Annotated in this window: 10 protein-coding genes; 4 read left to right on the top strand and 6 right to left on the bottom strand. The window is 63.9% G+C overall.

What is annotated here, in order from left to right:
* Positions 1 to 2 precede the first annotated feature (2 nt).
* From DCO57_RS18300 to DCO57_RS18280, 5 genes are all read right to left on the bottom strand, one after another.
* Positions 3 to 1,106: an ABC transporter permease gene (locus DCO57_RS18300; protein WP_116700352.1), complete on the bottom strand. Its 1,104-nt coding sequence runs from the start codon at positions 1,104 to 1,106 to the stop codon at positions 3 to 5.
* The gene (locus tag DCO57_RS18295) at positions 1,103 to 2,659 is read right to left on the bottom strand and encodes an ABC transporter ATP-binding protein (RefSeq protein WP_116700351.1); all 1,557 of its coding nucleotides are present in this window, start codon (positions 2,657 to 2,659) and stop codon (positions 1,103 to 1,105) included. The genes DCO57_RS18300 and DCO57_RS18295 overlap by 4 nt, the downstream gene beginning before the upstream one ends.
* An 82-nt stretch (positions 2,660 to 2,741) precedes the next feature.
* The gene (locus DCO57_RS18290) at positions 2,742 to 3,737 is read right to left on the bottom strand and encodes a BMP family ABC transporter substrate-binding protein (protein WP_116700350.1); all 996 of its coding nucleotides are present in this window, start codon (positions 3,735 to 3,737) and stop codon (positions 2,742 to 2,744) included.
* A 157-nt stretch (positions 3,738 to 3,894) separates the two neighbouring features.
* Complete coding sequence (locus DCO57_RS18285) at positions 3,895 to 4,896, bottom strand: BMP family ABC transporter substrate-binding protein (RefSeq protein ID WP_116700379.1); 1,002 nt, start codon at positions 4,894 to 4,896, stop codon at positions 3,895 to 3,897.
* A 67-nt stretch (positions 4,897 to 4,963) separates the two neighbouring features.
* Positions 4,964 to 5,944 (bottom strand): sugar-binding transcriptional regulator, encoded by a 981-nt coding sequence (locus tag DCO57_RS18280; RefSeq protein ID WP_208978024.1) that lies wholly within the window; start codon positions 5,942 to 5,944, stop codon positions 4,964 to 4,966.
* Positions 5,945 to 6,539: 595 nt separating this feature from the next.
* On the opposite strand from DCO57_RS18280, the gene DCO57_RS18275 reads away from it, so the two are divergent.
* From DCO57_RS18275 to hrpB, 4 genes are all read left to right on the top strand, one after another.
* Entirely contained in the window at positions 6,540 to 7,391 is an 852-nt protein-coding gene (locus tag DCO57_RS18275; protein WP_116700349.1) for a DUF1194 domain-containing protein, read from the top strand.
* A 212-nt stretch (positions 7,392 to 7,603) separates the two neighbouring features.
* Positions 7,604 to 8,035 (top strand): methylglyoxal synthase, encoded by a 432-nt coding sequence (locus DCO57_RS18270; protein WP_116700348.1) that lies wholly within the window; start codon positions 7,604 to 7,606, stop codon positions 8,033 to 8,035.
* Positions 8,032 to 9,066, top strand: coding sequence for a glucokinase (glk, locus tag DCO57_RS18265; protein WP_116700347.1), 1,035 nt, complete (start codon positions 8,032 to 8,034; stop codon positions 9,064 to 9,066). The genes DCO57_RS18270 and glk overlap by 4 nt, the downstream gene beginning before the upstream one ends.
* A gap of 4 nt (positions 9,067 to 9,070) precedes the next feature.
* Positions 9,071 to 11,557 (top strand): ATP-dependent helicase HrpB, encoded by a 2,487-nt coding sequence (gene hrpB, locus DCO57_RS18260; protein ID WP_116700346.1) that lies wholly within the window; start codon positions 9,071 to 9,073, stop codon positions 11,555 to 11,557.
* A 131-nt stretch (positions 11,558 to 11,688) separates the two neighbouring features.
* Here the strand turns inward: hrpB and putA are convergent, their stop codons facing one another.
* Positions 11,689 to 14,829, bottom strand: coding sequence for a bifunctional proline dehydrogenase/L-glutamate gamma-semialdehyde dehydrogenase PutA (gene putA / locus DCO57_RS18255; RefSeq protein ID WP_116700345.1), 3,141 nt, complete (start codon positions 14,827 to 14,829; stop codon positions 11,689 to 11,691).
* Between the last annotated feature and the right edge of the window lie 133 nt (positions 14,830 to 14,962).

Raw genomic sequence — 14,962 nt, 5'->3', positions numbered from 1 at the left:
GGTCACGCCTCCTTCGCCTGAGCCCGGGAGGGCATGAACAATCCGGCGATGGCCGGCCGGAACATGTGCTCGAGCGCGCCGGCGAACAGGATGACCAGCCCCTGGATGACAATGATCATGTCGCGGGTGATATTCGGCATTTCAAAGGACAGTTCGGCGCCGCCCTGGTAGAGCATGCCAAAGAGGATCGCCGCCAGAACGATGCCGACCGGATGCGCGCGTCCCATCAGGGCCACCGCGATGCCGACAAAGCCGTAGCCGGCAACGAAATCGATCAGCAGACGGTGCTGCGACCCCATGATCTCGTTGATCGCCATCATGCCCGCGAGGCCGCCGGAAATCAGCATGGTGATGACGATGGTGCGCACGGGCGAAATTCCGGCATAGACCGCCGCCGTCGCATTGGCGCCGAAGGACCGGATTTCAAAGCCGAGCTTCGTCCGCCAGATAAGCAGCCAGACGAGCACACAGGCCACCAGCGCGACGAACAGGGACAGGTTCACCGGAGCATAGCCGAAGCCGAAGGAGGGGAAAATGTCATTCAGGAAGGGCAGCCGTCCCCCCATCTCGAAAGTGCGCGTTTCCGGCTGCATGGAGCCCGGTTTCTTCAGCGCGCTGTTGAGCAGGTAGACCATCAGCGAGGAGGCGATGAAGTTGAACATGATGGTCGTGATGACCACGTGGCTGCCGCGCGTCGCCTGCAGCCAGGCAGGGATGAAGGCCCAGGCCGCCCCCATCAGTGCGGAGCCGATGATCGCGAAAGGCAGCGTCACATACCAGGGCACGATGTGGTCCAGGGCAAGGCAGGCGAAGGTGACGCCGAGCCCGCCGACATAGGCCTGGCCCTCGCCGCCGATATTGAACAGCCCGGCATGAAAGGCCACGGCAACGGCAAGACCGGTAAAGATGAAATTGGTGGCATAGAACAGCGTGAAGCCGATGCCTTCGCCATAGCCGAGCGAGCCCCAGATCAGGATCCGCACCGCATCCAGCGGATTTTCGCCGATCAGGACGACCACGAGGCCGGACACCAGGAAGGCGGCCGCCAGGTTGAGAAACGGTATCAGGCCGTAGTCGACCCAGCGCGGGAGCTGACCGGCACTCATCGGGCGTCTCCTTCCACAGGCAGTTTCGTATTGTCTTCCACGCCCGCCATGAGCAGGCCGAGTTCGCCCTCGTCCGCATCGGCGCCGCGCTCGCCGACGATCCGGCCGTCGAACATCACCAGTATTCGGTCTGCAAGCGCGCGGATCTCGTCAAGTTCCACCGACACCAGCAGGATGCCCTTGCCGGCATCGCGCAGCTCCACCAGGCGGCTGTGTATGAACTCGATCGCGCCGATATCGACGCCGCGTGTCGGCTGGCCGACCAGCAGCACGTCCGGATCCCGCTCGATTTCCCGCGCCAGAACGATCTTCTGCTGATTGCCGCCGGAGAAATTGGCGGTCTTGAGCATCGGGTTGGGCGGGCGGATGTCGTATTTCTCGATCTCGGCGACCGCGTTCTGCTTGATGGCCGCGGTGTTCATCAGCAGACCGCTGGAATAGGCCGGGTCGTGGTGATAGCCGAGAATGGAATTCTCGTATTCGGCGAAGCTGTTGATCAGCCCCATGCGGTGACGGTCCTCTGGCACATGCCCCATGCTCCTGGCGCGCATGTCCGCCGCATCCAGCGCGCTGGTGCCCAGATCGATGGTCTCGCCGTTGATCTTCAGCGTGCCCGCCGTGGCGCGGCGGATGCCGGAAAGGGTTTCCAGCAGTTCCGACTGGCCGTTGCCCGAGACGCCGGCAATCCCGACGATCTCGCCGGCACGGACGGAAAAACTCACATCCTTGACCACCTGGACACCGCGCTGGTCGGTGACACACAGGTTCTCCACCTCCATGACCGGCGCGCCGGGAGACGCGGGCTTCTTGTCGACCCGCAGGAGCACGCTGCGGCCGACCATCAGTTCGGCCAGCTCTTCCATGGAGGTGTCTTTCGTTTCGCGGGTCGCCACCATCTCGCCGCGGCGCATGACGGAGACACTGTCCGTCGCGGCCATGATTTCGCGCAGCTTGTGCGTGATCAGCAGGATGGTCTTGCCCTCGTTCTTCAGGACCTCGAGGATCTTGAACAGGTGATCGGCTTCCGGAGGCGTCAGAACGCCGGTGGGTTCGTCGAGGATCAGGACCTCGGCGCTGCGGTAGAGCGCCTTGAGGATTTCCACCCGCTGCTGCAGACCGACCGGCAGATCCTGAACGAGCGCGTCCGGGTCGACGCGCAGCTCGTATTCCTCTTCCAGACGTTTCAGCTCGACGCGTGCCCGGTCCAGCCCGCCGGCCAGCATGGCGCTGTCTTCCGCCCCCAGCACGACGTTTTCCAGGACGGTGAAATTGTCGACCAGCATGAAGTGCTGATGCACCATGCCGATCCCCATGCCGATGGCAGCCTTGGAATCGGCAATCGTCACCGTTTTGCCGTTGACGAGAATGTCACCGGCGTCGGCGTGATAGAAACCGTAGAGGATCGACATGAGCGTCGACTTGCCCGCGCCGTTCTCTCCGACGATGCCGTGAATGGAGCCCTTTTTCACGACAAGGTCGATATTCCTGTTGGCGTGAACCGGACCAAAACTCTTGCTGATCCCGCGCAGTTCGATTGCCGGCGTTTCGCTCATGCCTTCCCCCAGGCCTGACGGTTTTTCTGTGTCATTGTTCTGCCTCTTCGGATCTCGCCGCTCCGTCCCGCGACGCCCATGTCTAGAATGGGCACGCCCCTTCGGTAACGACATCGTGCACCTTGACGGACCCGTCGGAAATACCCGCGATCGCCGCCTCGGCCGCCGCTTTCATGTCCGGCGAGATGAGGTCCCTGTTGTTGTCGTCCAGCACCCAGTCCATGCCGCCCTCCGCGACGCCCAGCACCCGGACGCCAGGCGTGAAGGTTCCCTCCCGGGCCGCCATGAAACTGTCGAAGACCGCGTTGTCGACCCGCTTGCGGATGGAGGTCAGGACCTTGCCCGGATGCAGGCCGTTCTGGTTGCTGTCGGTGCCCATGCCGAGAATTCCGGCGTCGGCCGCCTTCTGCAGCACACCGATGCCCGTGCCGCCCGCCGCCTGGATGATGACATCGGCGCCCTGCCTGATCTGCCCCATCGCCAGTTCGCCGCCGCGCACCGGATCGGCGAAGGCGGCCGGCGTGTCGCCGGTCATGTTGAAGAGCACCCTGATGTCCGGATTGACCGCCAGCGCGCCCTGCTTGTAGCCGCACAGGAAGCGCCGGACGATGGGAATATCCATGCCGCCGACAAACCCGATGGTGCCGCTTTTCGAGGCCATGGCCGCAAGCAGACCGCCGATATAGGCACCTTCCTGCTCCTTGAACACGTAGGAGCGAACGTTGGGCCGGTCGACGAACATGTCGACAATGGCAAAATCCGTTTCCGGGAAATCCGGGGCCATCTGGGCGAGCGCATTGGCCTGATTGAAGCCGATCGCGACCACCGGCTCGAAGCCGCGGCTGGCGAAATTGCGCAGCGCCTGCAGGCTCTGCGCATCCCGTTCCAGCTCGAACTCGCGGACTACGCTGCCGGTCTCGTCCTGAAACCGCTTCACGCCGGAATAGGCGCTTTCGTTGAAGGAGCCATCGAACTTGCCGCCGACGGAGTAAATGATCGCCGGTTCGGCGACGGCGGAGGCGACGGTGATCGCGGCTGCGATCACCGCGCAGAAGACGCCAGACGTGAAACGGATCATTCGGTCCCTCTCAACCTGCCGGGACGGCAGGCATTCCCGGAGCATCCCGCGTCGGATAATCCCTCGGAGATGCTCCGGCACTTTCAGATCTGCCGACCTGCCTCTCCGGGTTAGCCCGTCGAAGCAGATCGACCCTCATGTGCGGAGTTTATCTGCCTCAGTTCGGGCAGGACTGGTCGGCCATGTAGTCATGCACGACGATTTCACCGGAGATGATCTTCTGGGTGGCTTCCTCGACCGCCGCCTTCATCTCGTCGGAAACGAGTTCGGCATTGTTGTCGTCCAGAGCCCAGTCGACACCGCCCTCTTTCAGTCCGAGAACTTCGAAGCCGGACGTCCAAGCGTCGTTCTGCGCATCTTCAAAAGCCTGATAGACGGCGATATCGACCCGTTTCAGCATGGAGGTCAGAACCGAGCCGGGATGCAGGCCGTTCTGGTTGCTGTCGACGCCGATGCCGAGCTTGCCGCTGTCGGCCGCTGCCTGCAGCACGCCGATGCCGGTGCCGCCCGCTGCGTGATAGACCACATCCGCGCCGCGGTCGAACTGCGACTTGGCCAGTTCGCCACCCTTGACCGGATCGTTCCAGGCCGCACCCGTGGTGCCGGTCATGTTCTCGAAGACTTCCGCATCAGGGTTCACGGCCAGAACGCCCTGCTTGTAACCGCAGGAGAATTTGCGGATCAGCGGAATGTCCATGCCGCCGACAAAGCCGACCTTGCCGGTTTCGGAGGCCATCGCCGCCATCAGGCCGACAATGTAGGAGCCTTCCTGTTCCTTGAAGAGAATGGAGCGCACGTTCGGCAGATCCACGACCATGTCGACGATCGCGAACTGGGTATCGGGGAATTCCTTGGCGACCTTTTCCACCGCATTGGCCTGGGAGAAGCCGATGGCAACGATCGGGTTCATGCCGCGCTTGGCGAAGTTGCGCAGGGCCTGTTCACGCTGGCTGTCGTTCTGGATCTCGAAATCCCGGTATTCGATACCGGTGTCTTCCTTGAACTTTTCCGCGCCGTTGTATGCGCCTTCGTTGAACGACTTGTCGAAACGTCCGCCCAGATCGTAGAGAACGGCCGGCTTGATATCCGCCGCCGCCGCACTCAAGGCAGACAGCGCCAGTCCGGCAAGCGCCGTACCGATGGTTAGAAACTTTTTCACGTGTATGTCCTCCGACATGCGGGGGCCTGCCCTTGGCCGGCCCGTTTCCCCTCGTGGCCCAGCCGCGTCATGCGGACTGTGCCAGCTTCAATCCGGCCCGTGTGCTCAGAGCCCTCGCAAGGGTCTCGTCGGTCACGAGGTCGGTAATGACACCGGTGCGCAGGGCTGCAAGCGTGGCGTCCACCTTGCTTTCCCCACCCACCAGCGCAATCACGCGGCTGCCGCGCACTTCGTCGAAATGCAGCCCGACGGCGCAATCGCCGAGCGTATCGGGCGCCAGCTTTCCTTCAAGCGTCAAGAACCGGCCCATCAAATCACAGACGGCACCGACTGACAGCAATTCTTCCTGTTCCTGTTTGGAAATCATGCCTCGCTGGACGAGGTGGCCTTCATTTTCCACCGAGCCGATACCGATCAGGAAGGCATCGGACCCGCCGGCACGGGCCATGAGATCCTGCACGCTGCGCTGGGTCAGGAACATCGCCTTCTCGTCGCGGTTTTCGGCAAAATAGGGCACGGGCAGGTAATAGCCGGTACCGCCGGTGCGTTCCTGCATCTTCTGGATGATGTCATAGGGGTTGGCGGCAAGCGTGCGTGTCAGCGACCCGCAGATCGACATGATTTCCAGATCGGAACGGGCGATTTTCGGCAGGGACTCGACCGCGGCAGTGAGCGTGCGCCCCATGCCCACGCCAAGCCTGGTCAGATTCGAGCCCCCCAGCAGCGCCGCCAGGAACTGAGCGCCGGAAGCGGCCACCGCCCGCACGGCACTGTCGTCGTCCCCGCCCAGATCCGGTGCGATGATGCAGTTGGTCAGCTGGAACCGGTCGGAAAGTTCGGCCTCCAGCTTCAGGCATTCCATCGGCCGGCCGTCGACCTGAAACTTCACATATCCGGCCTTCTGGGCATGAGCAATCAGGCGGTGGACCTTTGCCGGCGACACGCCGAGCTGAGCAGCGATTTCTCCCTGCGTGCGGCCACCCACGAAAGAGAGCCAGGCTGCCCGGATGGCCATATGCGATGTCCAGTCGTCGTCGCCTGCCTGCATTTCGCCCCGACACCCTCTCCTGACAGAAACCGGCACCACCGGATCATTGCGCCCCAGACAGGCAGACAGGTCCGTTCTCCGACAACCGCCTGCCCGCGTCCCGCTTCGCTTTTGAAGCGATTTGTTTTGCCGGACACCGCCACAGGGAAGCGCCCGAAAAAATATTCACCAACTGAGAATTTCTTCAGATCATGACCAGCCGCACGGTCGGCGTCAACCTAAAAAACTGCCGATTTTTCGCACAAGTGGCGCATTTTCAGGCAACTCTGCCTCTTGCTTATTGCGTGAGCGAAACCGGCACTTTCTGCCGGACAAGTCCCGCAAAACGGCCAAAACCGGCAATTTCTGCCTAACAAACCGGTAAAAAATTCCTATCTGTGAATAACATGCACTGCGTGCGCATTTGATTTTGCCGGTTAATTTTTTTCGACTACGGTTGGCATGTGGATTGCAAAGTAAACCTGCAACCTGAACCAATTCATTCCGACGACCTACGTAAGTTTCACAAGGAACGACAAGCAAAGAAATACAACAAGAAAATATCATGGGGAGACGTAGCAGCCCAGCCGCAAGGCTGACGTTAAGGAGAAAAACAATGCGTCTCGAGATAACGAAACTGTGTGCGCTCGCGTTTGCGAAATTACTGACCCTCTTCTGTGCGGTTGTTCTTGTCACCGCACCTTCGACCGCGCGGGACTACCGCCCGGTTCCCATTGCCTCTTCACAATATACCTATGACCCGGACAGCGAAGTGGATGTCGAGCTCGTCCTGGCCGTCGATATCTCCCAGTCCATGGATACGGAAGAACAGGAAGTCCAGCGCGCCGGCTATATTGCCGCCCTGACTTCCCGGGAATTCCTCGATGCCATCCAGGTCGGTCCGATCGGCCGGGTCGCTGTGACCTACATGGAATGGGGCGGCGTGGACGAGCATTTCATCGTCGCCGACTGGACCGTGATCCGGGACGCGGGCACAGCAGCCCATTTTGCTTCCAAGATCGCAGAGGCTCCGCTCCGGCAGGTCCAGCGAACCTCGATCGCCTCAGCACTGGAGAAATCCGTTCAACTGGTGCAGGGCAACCAGTACATGGGCCTTCGTCAGGTCATCGACATTTCCGGAGACGGACCGAACAACCAGGGCGGATCGGTCACGGAAATGCGGGACCGCATGATCGCCACGGGCGTGACCATCAACGGTCTGCCGCTGATGATGAAATCGAACAAGAACACCTGGCAGGCCATGCTCAACCTCGACCATTATTACGAGGATTGCGTCATCGGCGGCCCCGGGTCCTTCGCCATCCCGGTGCGGTCGCAGGAGGGCTTTGCCGACGCGATCCGCATGAAACTGGTCATGGAAATTGCCGGACTGACGCTGCCGCAAGACCACGCCCGGCTCCACAAGGTTGCCGGCCGCGAACCGGTCCGCTGCAATCTGTTCGACTGAAACCAACGCCTTCTCCTTGATTTTCCTGCCGCGTTCCGCAGCGGAGCGCGGCATTTTCCCCATGCACGCGGGACTCTCCGGACCTTTCTTTTGGCCGACACGGGCCCCTGCTCCCGTGATTTTGCGAAATTCCTCCCATCTTCCTTTGCCTAAAGCGCTTTGAGCGGCTAAACACATGCGGCCCCTTTGCCTTTGCGAAAAGAGGATCCTTGATGCCTTCCAAACCCACCCTTGCGCTCGTCGCACATGACGCCAAAAAGGATGCCATGGTCGAATTCGCCCGGCGGCACCAGGATAAACTGAGCGATTTCAACCTTGTGGGAACCGGCACGACCGGCGGACGCATTCTCGAGGCCTGCCCAGCGCTCGGTATCACCCGGCTGAAAAGCGGCCCGCTCGGCGGCGACCAGCAGATCGGCGCGATGATCGCGGAAGGCAAGCTCCAGGGGCTGATCTTCTTCGTCGACCCCCTGTCCCCTATGCCTCATGATGTGGACGTCAAGGCCCTCACGCGTCTGGCGGTGGTCTATGACATGCCGATGGCGCTGAACCCCTCCACGGCCGATATCCTTCTGCGGTCCGCCCGCCTCACCGGCCTCAAGACAACCTCCGGGACTCCGGAAGTGGGCGCCTTTACATCATGAGATTTCAGACAACTCCAAAGTCCTTCGCCTACCCTGTTCTGGTGGCCGACATCGGCGGCACCAACGCCCGCTTTGCCCTGGTGGACGGCCCGGATGCGCCGATCCGCATGTGCGGAAAGACGTCAACCTCCGATCACAGCGACATTTCAGCGGCGATCCGCAAGGCGGTCCTGAAGGGAACGAATCTGGCCCCCAGAACCGCGATCATCGCCGTGGCCGGCCCGGTGACCGGCGACGTCATTCCGCTGACCAACGCAGCCTGGGTGATCGAACCGCTGAAGATGATCACCGACCTCGGCCTGCATGAAGTCGTCGTGCTGAACGATTTCGAAGCCCAGGCGCTTGCGCTTCCCGCCTACAGCGGCGGCGATGTCGAGCAGATCGGACCGGGCACCATTCACGATGCCACCGCAAAATTCGTGCTCGGCCCGGGCACGGGTCTGGGCGCTGCTGCAATGATTCACGCCGCCGATACATGGGTCCCGGTGCCCGGAGAAGGCGGGCATGTGGAACTGGGACCGGTCACGCCCGAGGATTTCGAGATCTGGCCGCATATTGAAAGAGTCGGCGGCCGTCTCGGCGCCGAGCAGCTTCTGAGCGGAACCGGCCTGCCGCGCCTGGCCCGGGCGGTCGCTCTCCAGATGCGCAGCGAACCCGCCTTCGAAACGCCCTCCAGCATCACCGCCGCCGCGCATGACAACGATCCGGTCGCGGTCAGAACCCTGGAGGTCTTCGCCCGCTGCCTCGGACGGGTTGCCGGGGATTTCGCGCTGACAGTCCTGGCCCGCGGCGGCGTCTATCTGACCGGCGGCATCACGCCCAGGATCACCCGTTTCCTGACCGACGGCGGCTTCCGGGCCGCCTTCGAGGCGAAAGCACCGCATGAGGCGCTGATGGCCACGATCCCGACCTTCATCGTCCGCCACCCGAACCCGGCGCTGGAAGGTCTGGTCTCCTTCGCCAAGACCCCGCATGCCTTTGCCGTCGACATGCAGGGCCGGCACTGGAGAAGTGCCGCCGCGCAGACCTGATGCGATGGTGAGCGTTCCCGCTTTCGCGGCCCCCCTGCCGATTGACAGCGTCCTCGGCGAGCTCACCGACACGCTGGAGCGCACCCCCAACGCGGTTCTGGTGGCCGAACCGGGCGCCGGCAAGACCACGCGGGTGCCGCTGGCGTTGCTCGGCGCCCCCTGGCGGCAGGACGGGAAAATCCTGGTGCTGGAACCCAGGCGTCTTGCCGCCCGGGCCGCAGCCCGGCGCATGGCCGGAGAGCTGGGCGAACGCGCAGGCGATACCGTCGGTTACCGGGTGCGCATGGAAAGCAGGGTCAGCGCCCGGACCCGGATCGAGGTCATCACCGAAGGCGTGTTCACGCGGCTCATTCTGGACGACCCGGAGCTGACCGGCGTTGCCGCCGTCCTGTTCGACGAATTCCATGAACGCACGCTGGACGGCGATCTCGGCTTGGCGCTCGCGCTCGATGTGCAATCGGCCCTGCGCGAAGATCTGCGCCTTCTGCCGATGTCCGCGACCCTGGATGCCGCCGGCATTTCGAAACTGCTGGGCGATGCCCCGGTGATCGAAAGCAGGGGGCGGAGTTTTCCCGTCGAAACACGCTATCTCGGCCGGACGCCCAACGAGCGCATCGAACCGCAGGTGACCCGCGCCGTTCACAAGGCTCTCGCGGAAGAACCCGGCTCCCTTCTGGTTTTCCTGCCGGGCCAGGGCGAGATCCGCCGCACCGCGGATCTGCTTGCCGGAAAGCTGCCTGCCGGATGTCACATCGCGCCCCTTTACGGCGGGCTCGACGCAAGGGCGCAGGACGAGGCAATCCGCCCCGCCCGGGCAGGAACACGAAAGATCGTGCTCGCAAGTGCCATCGCCCAGACCTCGCTGACCATCGAAGGCGTCAGGGTGGTCATCGACAGCGGCCTGGCGCGCGTGCCGCGATACGAGCCGCAGACCGGCCTCACCCGGCTTGAAACCGTGCGCGTGTCCCGCGCCTCCGCCGACCAGCGGCGCGGCCGCGCGGGCCGGACCGAAGCCGGCGTGTGCTACCGGCTGTGGGACGAAGCCCAGAGTGCCGCCCTGCCGCAATCGGAAACGCCGGAAATCCTGGAAGCCGACCTCTCGGGCCTCGTTCTGGATCTGGCCGCCTGGGGAACCTCCGACCCGGACAGTCTCGCCTTCGCCGATCCGCCGCCGCGCGCCGCATGGGCGGAAGCCAGCGCGCTGCTGCGCGACCTGCAGGCCCTCGATGCGGCCGGCCGGCTGACGGAGCAGGGCAAGGCTCTCGCCAACCTGCCGCTGCATCCGAGGCTCGCGCATATGGTGCTTGAGGGCGCGGCACGCGGTCTCGGCCCGACCGCCGCGCTGATCGCCCTCCTCCTGTCCGAACCCGGCCTTGGCGGGCGCGATCCGGACGTCCGCGCGCGCCTCCGCTCCCTTCGCCATGACAGGAGCCAGCGGGCGAAAGACGGCCGCCTCCTTGCCGAACGCTGGCTGAAACAGGCCGGAGGCTCCGGAGGCGATATCGATATCGAAAGCGCCGGCATGCTGCTGGCGCTTGCCTATCCGGACCGCATGGCGCAGGCGCGCGGCCAGACCGGGCGCTTCCGCCTCGCCAACGGCCGGGGAGCGGAACTGGATCCGGCGCATGGACTCGCGGCAGAGCCGTTCCTGACGGTGGCCGATATCCAGGGCAAGGCGGCCAGCGGCCGCATACAGCTGTGCGCCCCGATCACGCGAGACGAGATTGAAGAGCTTTTCGCCGCCGGCATCGTCGAGGAAGAGGAGGTTCAGGTCACCGGCGACGGCGCGCTCAAGGCGCGGCGCGTGCGGCGCTACAAGGCCGTCGAACTTCAGGCCGTCGCGGTCAAGGCGGCGGATCCGGAGGCCATAGCACGGGCCCTCATTGCGGAAATCCGCCGCCGCGGCGTTGCAAGACTTCCGTGGAGCAAGGACCAGGAGCGCTTGCGCAGGCGTGTCGCCTATGTCCGTGACAACGGCGGCGCGGATTTGCCGGATCTGTCCGACGGCACGCTCGGGGACACTCTGGAAACCTGGCTCCAGCCCTTTCTGGCGGGCTGCACCAGTGTCACGGCCATTGATACCGGTCTGCTCGGAACTGCCTTGTCGGCCCTTCTGCCCTATGACGCCAGCGCGCAGCTCGACACGCTCGCCCCGTCCCACTTCACCGCCCCGACAGGAAGCCGGGTGCCGATCGACTACGGCGCGGCGGCCGGGCCGACCCTGTCGATCCGCGTGCAGGAACTCTTCGGCCTCAAGGACCATCCGAGCGTCTGCGGCGGCCGCTTGCCGCTGATCCTGGAACTGCTCTCCCCCGCTCAGCGCCCTATCCAGATCACAAAAGACCTGCCCGGTTTCTGGGCGGGATCCTGGGCGGACGTCAAGGCCGACATGAAGGGCCGCTATCCGAAACATCCCTGGCCGGATGACCCGACAGTAGCGGAGGCGACACGGCGGGTGAAGCCGCGAGGGAGCCAGGGTATGAAATCATGAATCAAGACGAAATGGCCGCGCCGGCCTTAGCCGAGCCCGCCCCCGTGCCTTGCAGGTCCCGAATCAGCTCCGGGACGGCACGGGGAGGATGGCAGGACCGCCGAAGGCATCGGTGAACCGAAGTGCGTGCCTCAATCGTCGGACGCAGCCACCAGACTGGCGTTGCCTCCGGCGGCGGCCGTATTGATGGAGACCACCTGTTCCAGCGCGAAGCGTGTCAGATAGGCCGGGCCGCCGGCCTTGGGGCCGGTGCCGGACAGGCCGGAGCCGCCGAAGGGCTGGGTGCCGACGACCGCGCCGATGGTGTTGCGGTTGACATAGACATTGCCGACGGACAGCCGGTCGACAACCTTCTTCACGGTCGCATCGATACGGCTGTGGACGCCGAGCGTCAGGCCGTAGCCGGTGGCGGCGATCTGATCGAGCACCTTGTCGATGTCCTTCGCCTTGTAGCGCACCACATGCAGGACCGGCCCGAAGACTTCCCGCGTCAAAGCCCCGGCTTCGTCCAGTTCGATGATATGCGGCGCCACCCAGGACCCGTTGGCAAGCGGCCCCCTAGGCGTGTCCCCGGCATAGCGCAGGGTCTGGCTTTCCCGCATGTCATCGACATGGGCAATGATCCCGTCACGGGCTTCCTCGTCGATGACCGGGCCGATGTCGGTGGCGGGCAGGCGCGGGTCGCCCAGGACCAGTTCCTTCGCGGCGCCTTCCAGCATCCGCAGCAGGACGTCGGCGACGTCTTCCTGCACATAGAGCAGCCGCAGGGCCGAGCAGCGCTGCCCGGCGGACCGGAAGGCGGACATCATGACGTCGTCGCAGACCTGTTCCGGCAGGGCCGTCGCATCGACCAGCATGGCGTTGATGCCGCCGGTTTCGGCGATCAGCGGCACGATGGGCCCGTTCTTCGCCGCAAGCGTACGGTTGATCGCCCAGGCGGTCTCCGTCGAACCGGTAAAGGCGACTCCGGCCACGGCCGGGTGAGAGGTGAGCGCCGCGCCGATATCGCCTTCACCGGGCACCAGCAGGAAGGCATCCTCGGGAATGCCTGCCTGATGCATCAGCCTGGCCGCCTCGAAGGCAATCAGGGGCGTCTGCTCGGCGGGCTTGGCAACCACGGCGTTGCCGGCGACCAGCGCCGCGCTGATCTGTCCGAGAAAGATCGCCAGAGGAAAATTCCAGGGAGAGATACATACGAAAACCCCGCGGCCGCGATGGCGGTAGCGGTTTTCCTCTCCGGTCGGTCCGGGCATCAGATGGCCTTCGCCGAAAAGCGTGCGGGCTTCATTGGCGTAATACCGGCAGAAGTCGACCGCTTCGCGGATCTCGGCGATGCCGTCCGTCAGGCATTTGCCGCCCTCCATCGCCAGGATGGCCATCAGCCGGTCGCGGTTTTCCTCCAGAAGGTCGCCGAGTTGGTCGAGGGCGGCGGCCCGTTCCTCGACCGGCCTGCGCGACCAGGATTCGAAGCCCTTGCGGGCAACCTCCACGGCCGTGTGTGCGGTCTGCGTATCCGCAAAGCGCACCGTGCCGACCTGCGTGGTGCCGTCCATCGGCGCGAAGACCGGATGGGCATCGCCTGTTCCGGCCAGTCCCGCACCAAGGGGACCGGCCTCGGTGAAGGGCGCGGTGAAACCGGCCATGCCGGCGACCAGCGCGTTGCGCTCCGCGGCACAGCCGAATTCCAGCCCCCTGGAATTGCGGCGGCTCTCTCCGTAAAGATCCGCAGGCAGGGGAATGGAGCGGTTGGTCGCATGAAAGCCGTTTTCGAGGATCTCGGCAGGCCGTTTCAGCATGGCCTCGACAGGAACGGAGGCATCGCCGACGATCGTCACGAAAGAGGAGTTGGCACCGTTTTCCAGAAGGCGGCGCACAAGATACGCGAGAAGATCCTTGTATCCGCCGACCGGGGCATAGATCCGGCACGGAAAGCCGTCGCGCTCGCACACGGACTTGTAGAGGCTTTCCCCCATGCCATGCAGGCGCTGGAATTCGTAGCCTTCCGCGGAATTCCCCGAAAGCTCGATGATCTGGGCAACGGTCAGGGCGTTATGCGTGGCGAATTGCGGATACAGCACGTCACGGGCCGCCAGCATGCGCTTCGCGCAGCACAGATAGGAAAGATCGGTCGCCGCCTTGCGGGAGAAGACCGGATAGCCCTCGGTGCCGTTTTCCTGGGCGTGCTTGATTTCCGTATCCCAGTAGGCGCCCTTCACCAGGCGCACCATCATCCTGCGGCCCGTCTTGCGGGCGGCCTCCACAAGCCAGTCGATGACCTGCGGCGCGCGTTTCTGATAGGCCTGCACTGCCAGGCCGAACCCCTCCCAGCCCTCGGTGACCGGATCGACCAGAAGGGCGGCGATGACGTCGAGCGAGATCTCCAGCCGGTCGGCTTCCTCGGCGTCGATGGTGAAGTTGAGGTTGCGGTCCCTGGCCATCTGCGCCAGTTCGCGCAGTTTCGGCAGCAGTTCGTCGCGCACCCGCTCGCCCTGGACCGCCTGATAGCGCGGATGAAGGGCGGAGAGCTTGACCGAAATGCCCGGCCGGTCGGGCAGCGGCTTGTCGCCAGCGGCCTTGCCGATCGCCTCGATGGCCCTGGCGTAGGACTGGAAATAGCGCTCGGCATCGGCAGCGGTGCGCGCGCCTTCCCCGAGCATGTCGTAGGAATAGCGGTATCCCTTGCCTTCCTGGGTCCTGGCACGCTCGAGCGCCTTCTGGATGGTCTCGCCAAGCACGAACTGATGTCCGAGCAGATGCATGGCCTTGCGGGTCGCCAGACGCACAGTCGGCATTCCCATGCGCTTGACCAGACTGGACAGAACACTTTGCGGCGTGTCGCCCGGATGCAGGAGCCGGGAGGTGATGCCAAGGGCCCAGGAGGATGCCGACACCAGCCAGGTGTCCGACTTGGGGCCGGAGGGATCGTCGAAGCGGGCTGCTGCCAGCTTGTCCTCGATCAGCTTGTCGGCAGTGACGGAGTCCGGAACGCGCAGAAGCGCCTCGGCGAGGACCATCATCGCCAGGCCCTCCCGGGTCGTCAGACCGAACTCGCGCATGAAGTCTTCCACGCCGCCGAGACCGACCTGCACCGCGCGCATGTCGCCGATGTAACCGCGTGCGCGCTGGTCGATCAGTTTCTCCACCACGAGATCGCCTGTCGCCTCCTTCAGAAGCGCTTCCACAAGCGTCCTGTCATCGGGGGCATAGGCAGCCCGGAAGGGAAGCAGATCCGCCTTGTCGGCGGTTGTTACGGCGGTAGCAGCAGCGGTCATGAATAGCTCCAAACAGCACCATGGCGAGGCTCGGGGAGAGCACGGACATCACAGACAAGCAGAATACCCGAATTACAGATCCTGTTTTCGCTGTTTTTTCATCACTAATCGGGTTATTTAATCATATAATTAG

Source organism: Labrenzia sp. 011 (assembly GCF_003075075.1).
Lineage (GTDB): Bacteria > Pseudomonadota > Alphaproteobacteria > Rhizobiales > Stappiaceae > Roseibium.
This window is presented reverse-complemented; position numbering and strand designations above follow the sequence as displayed.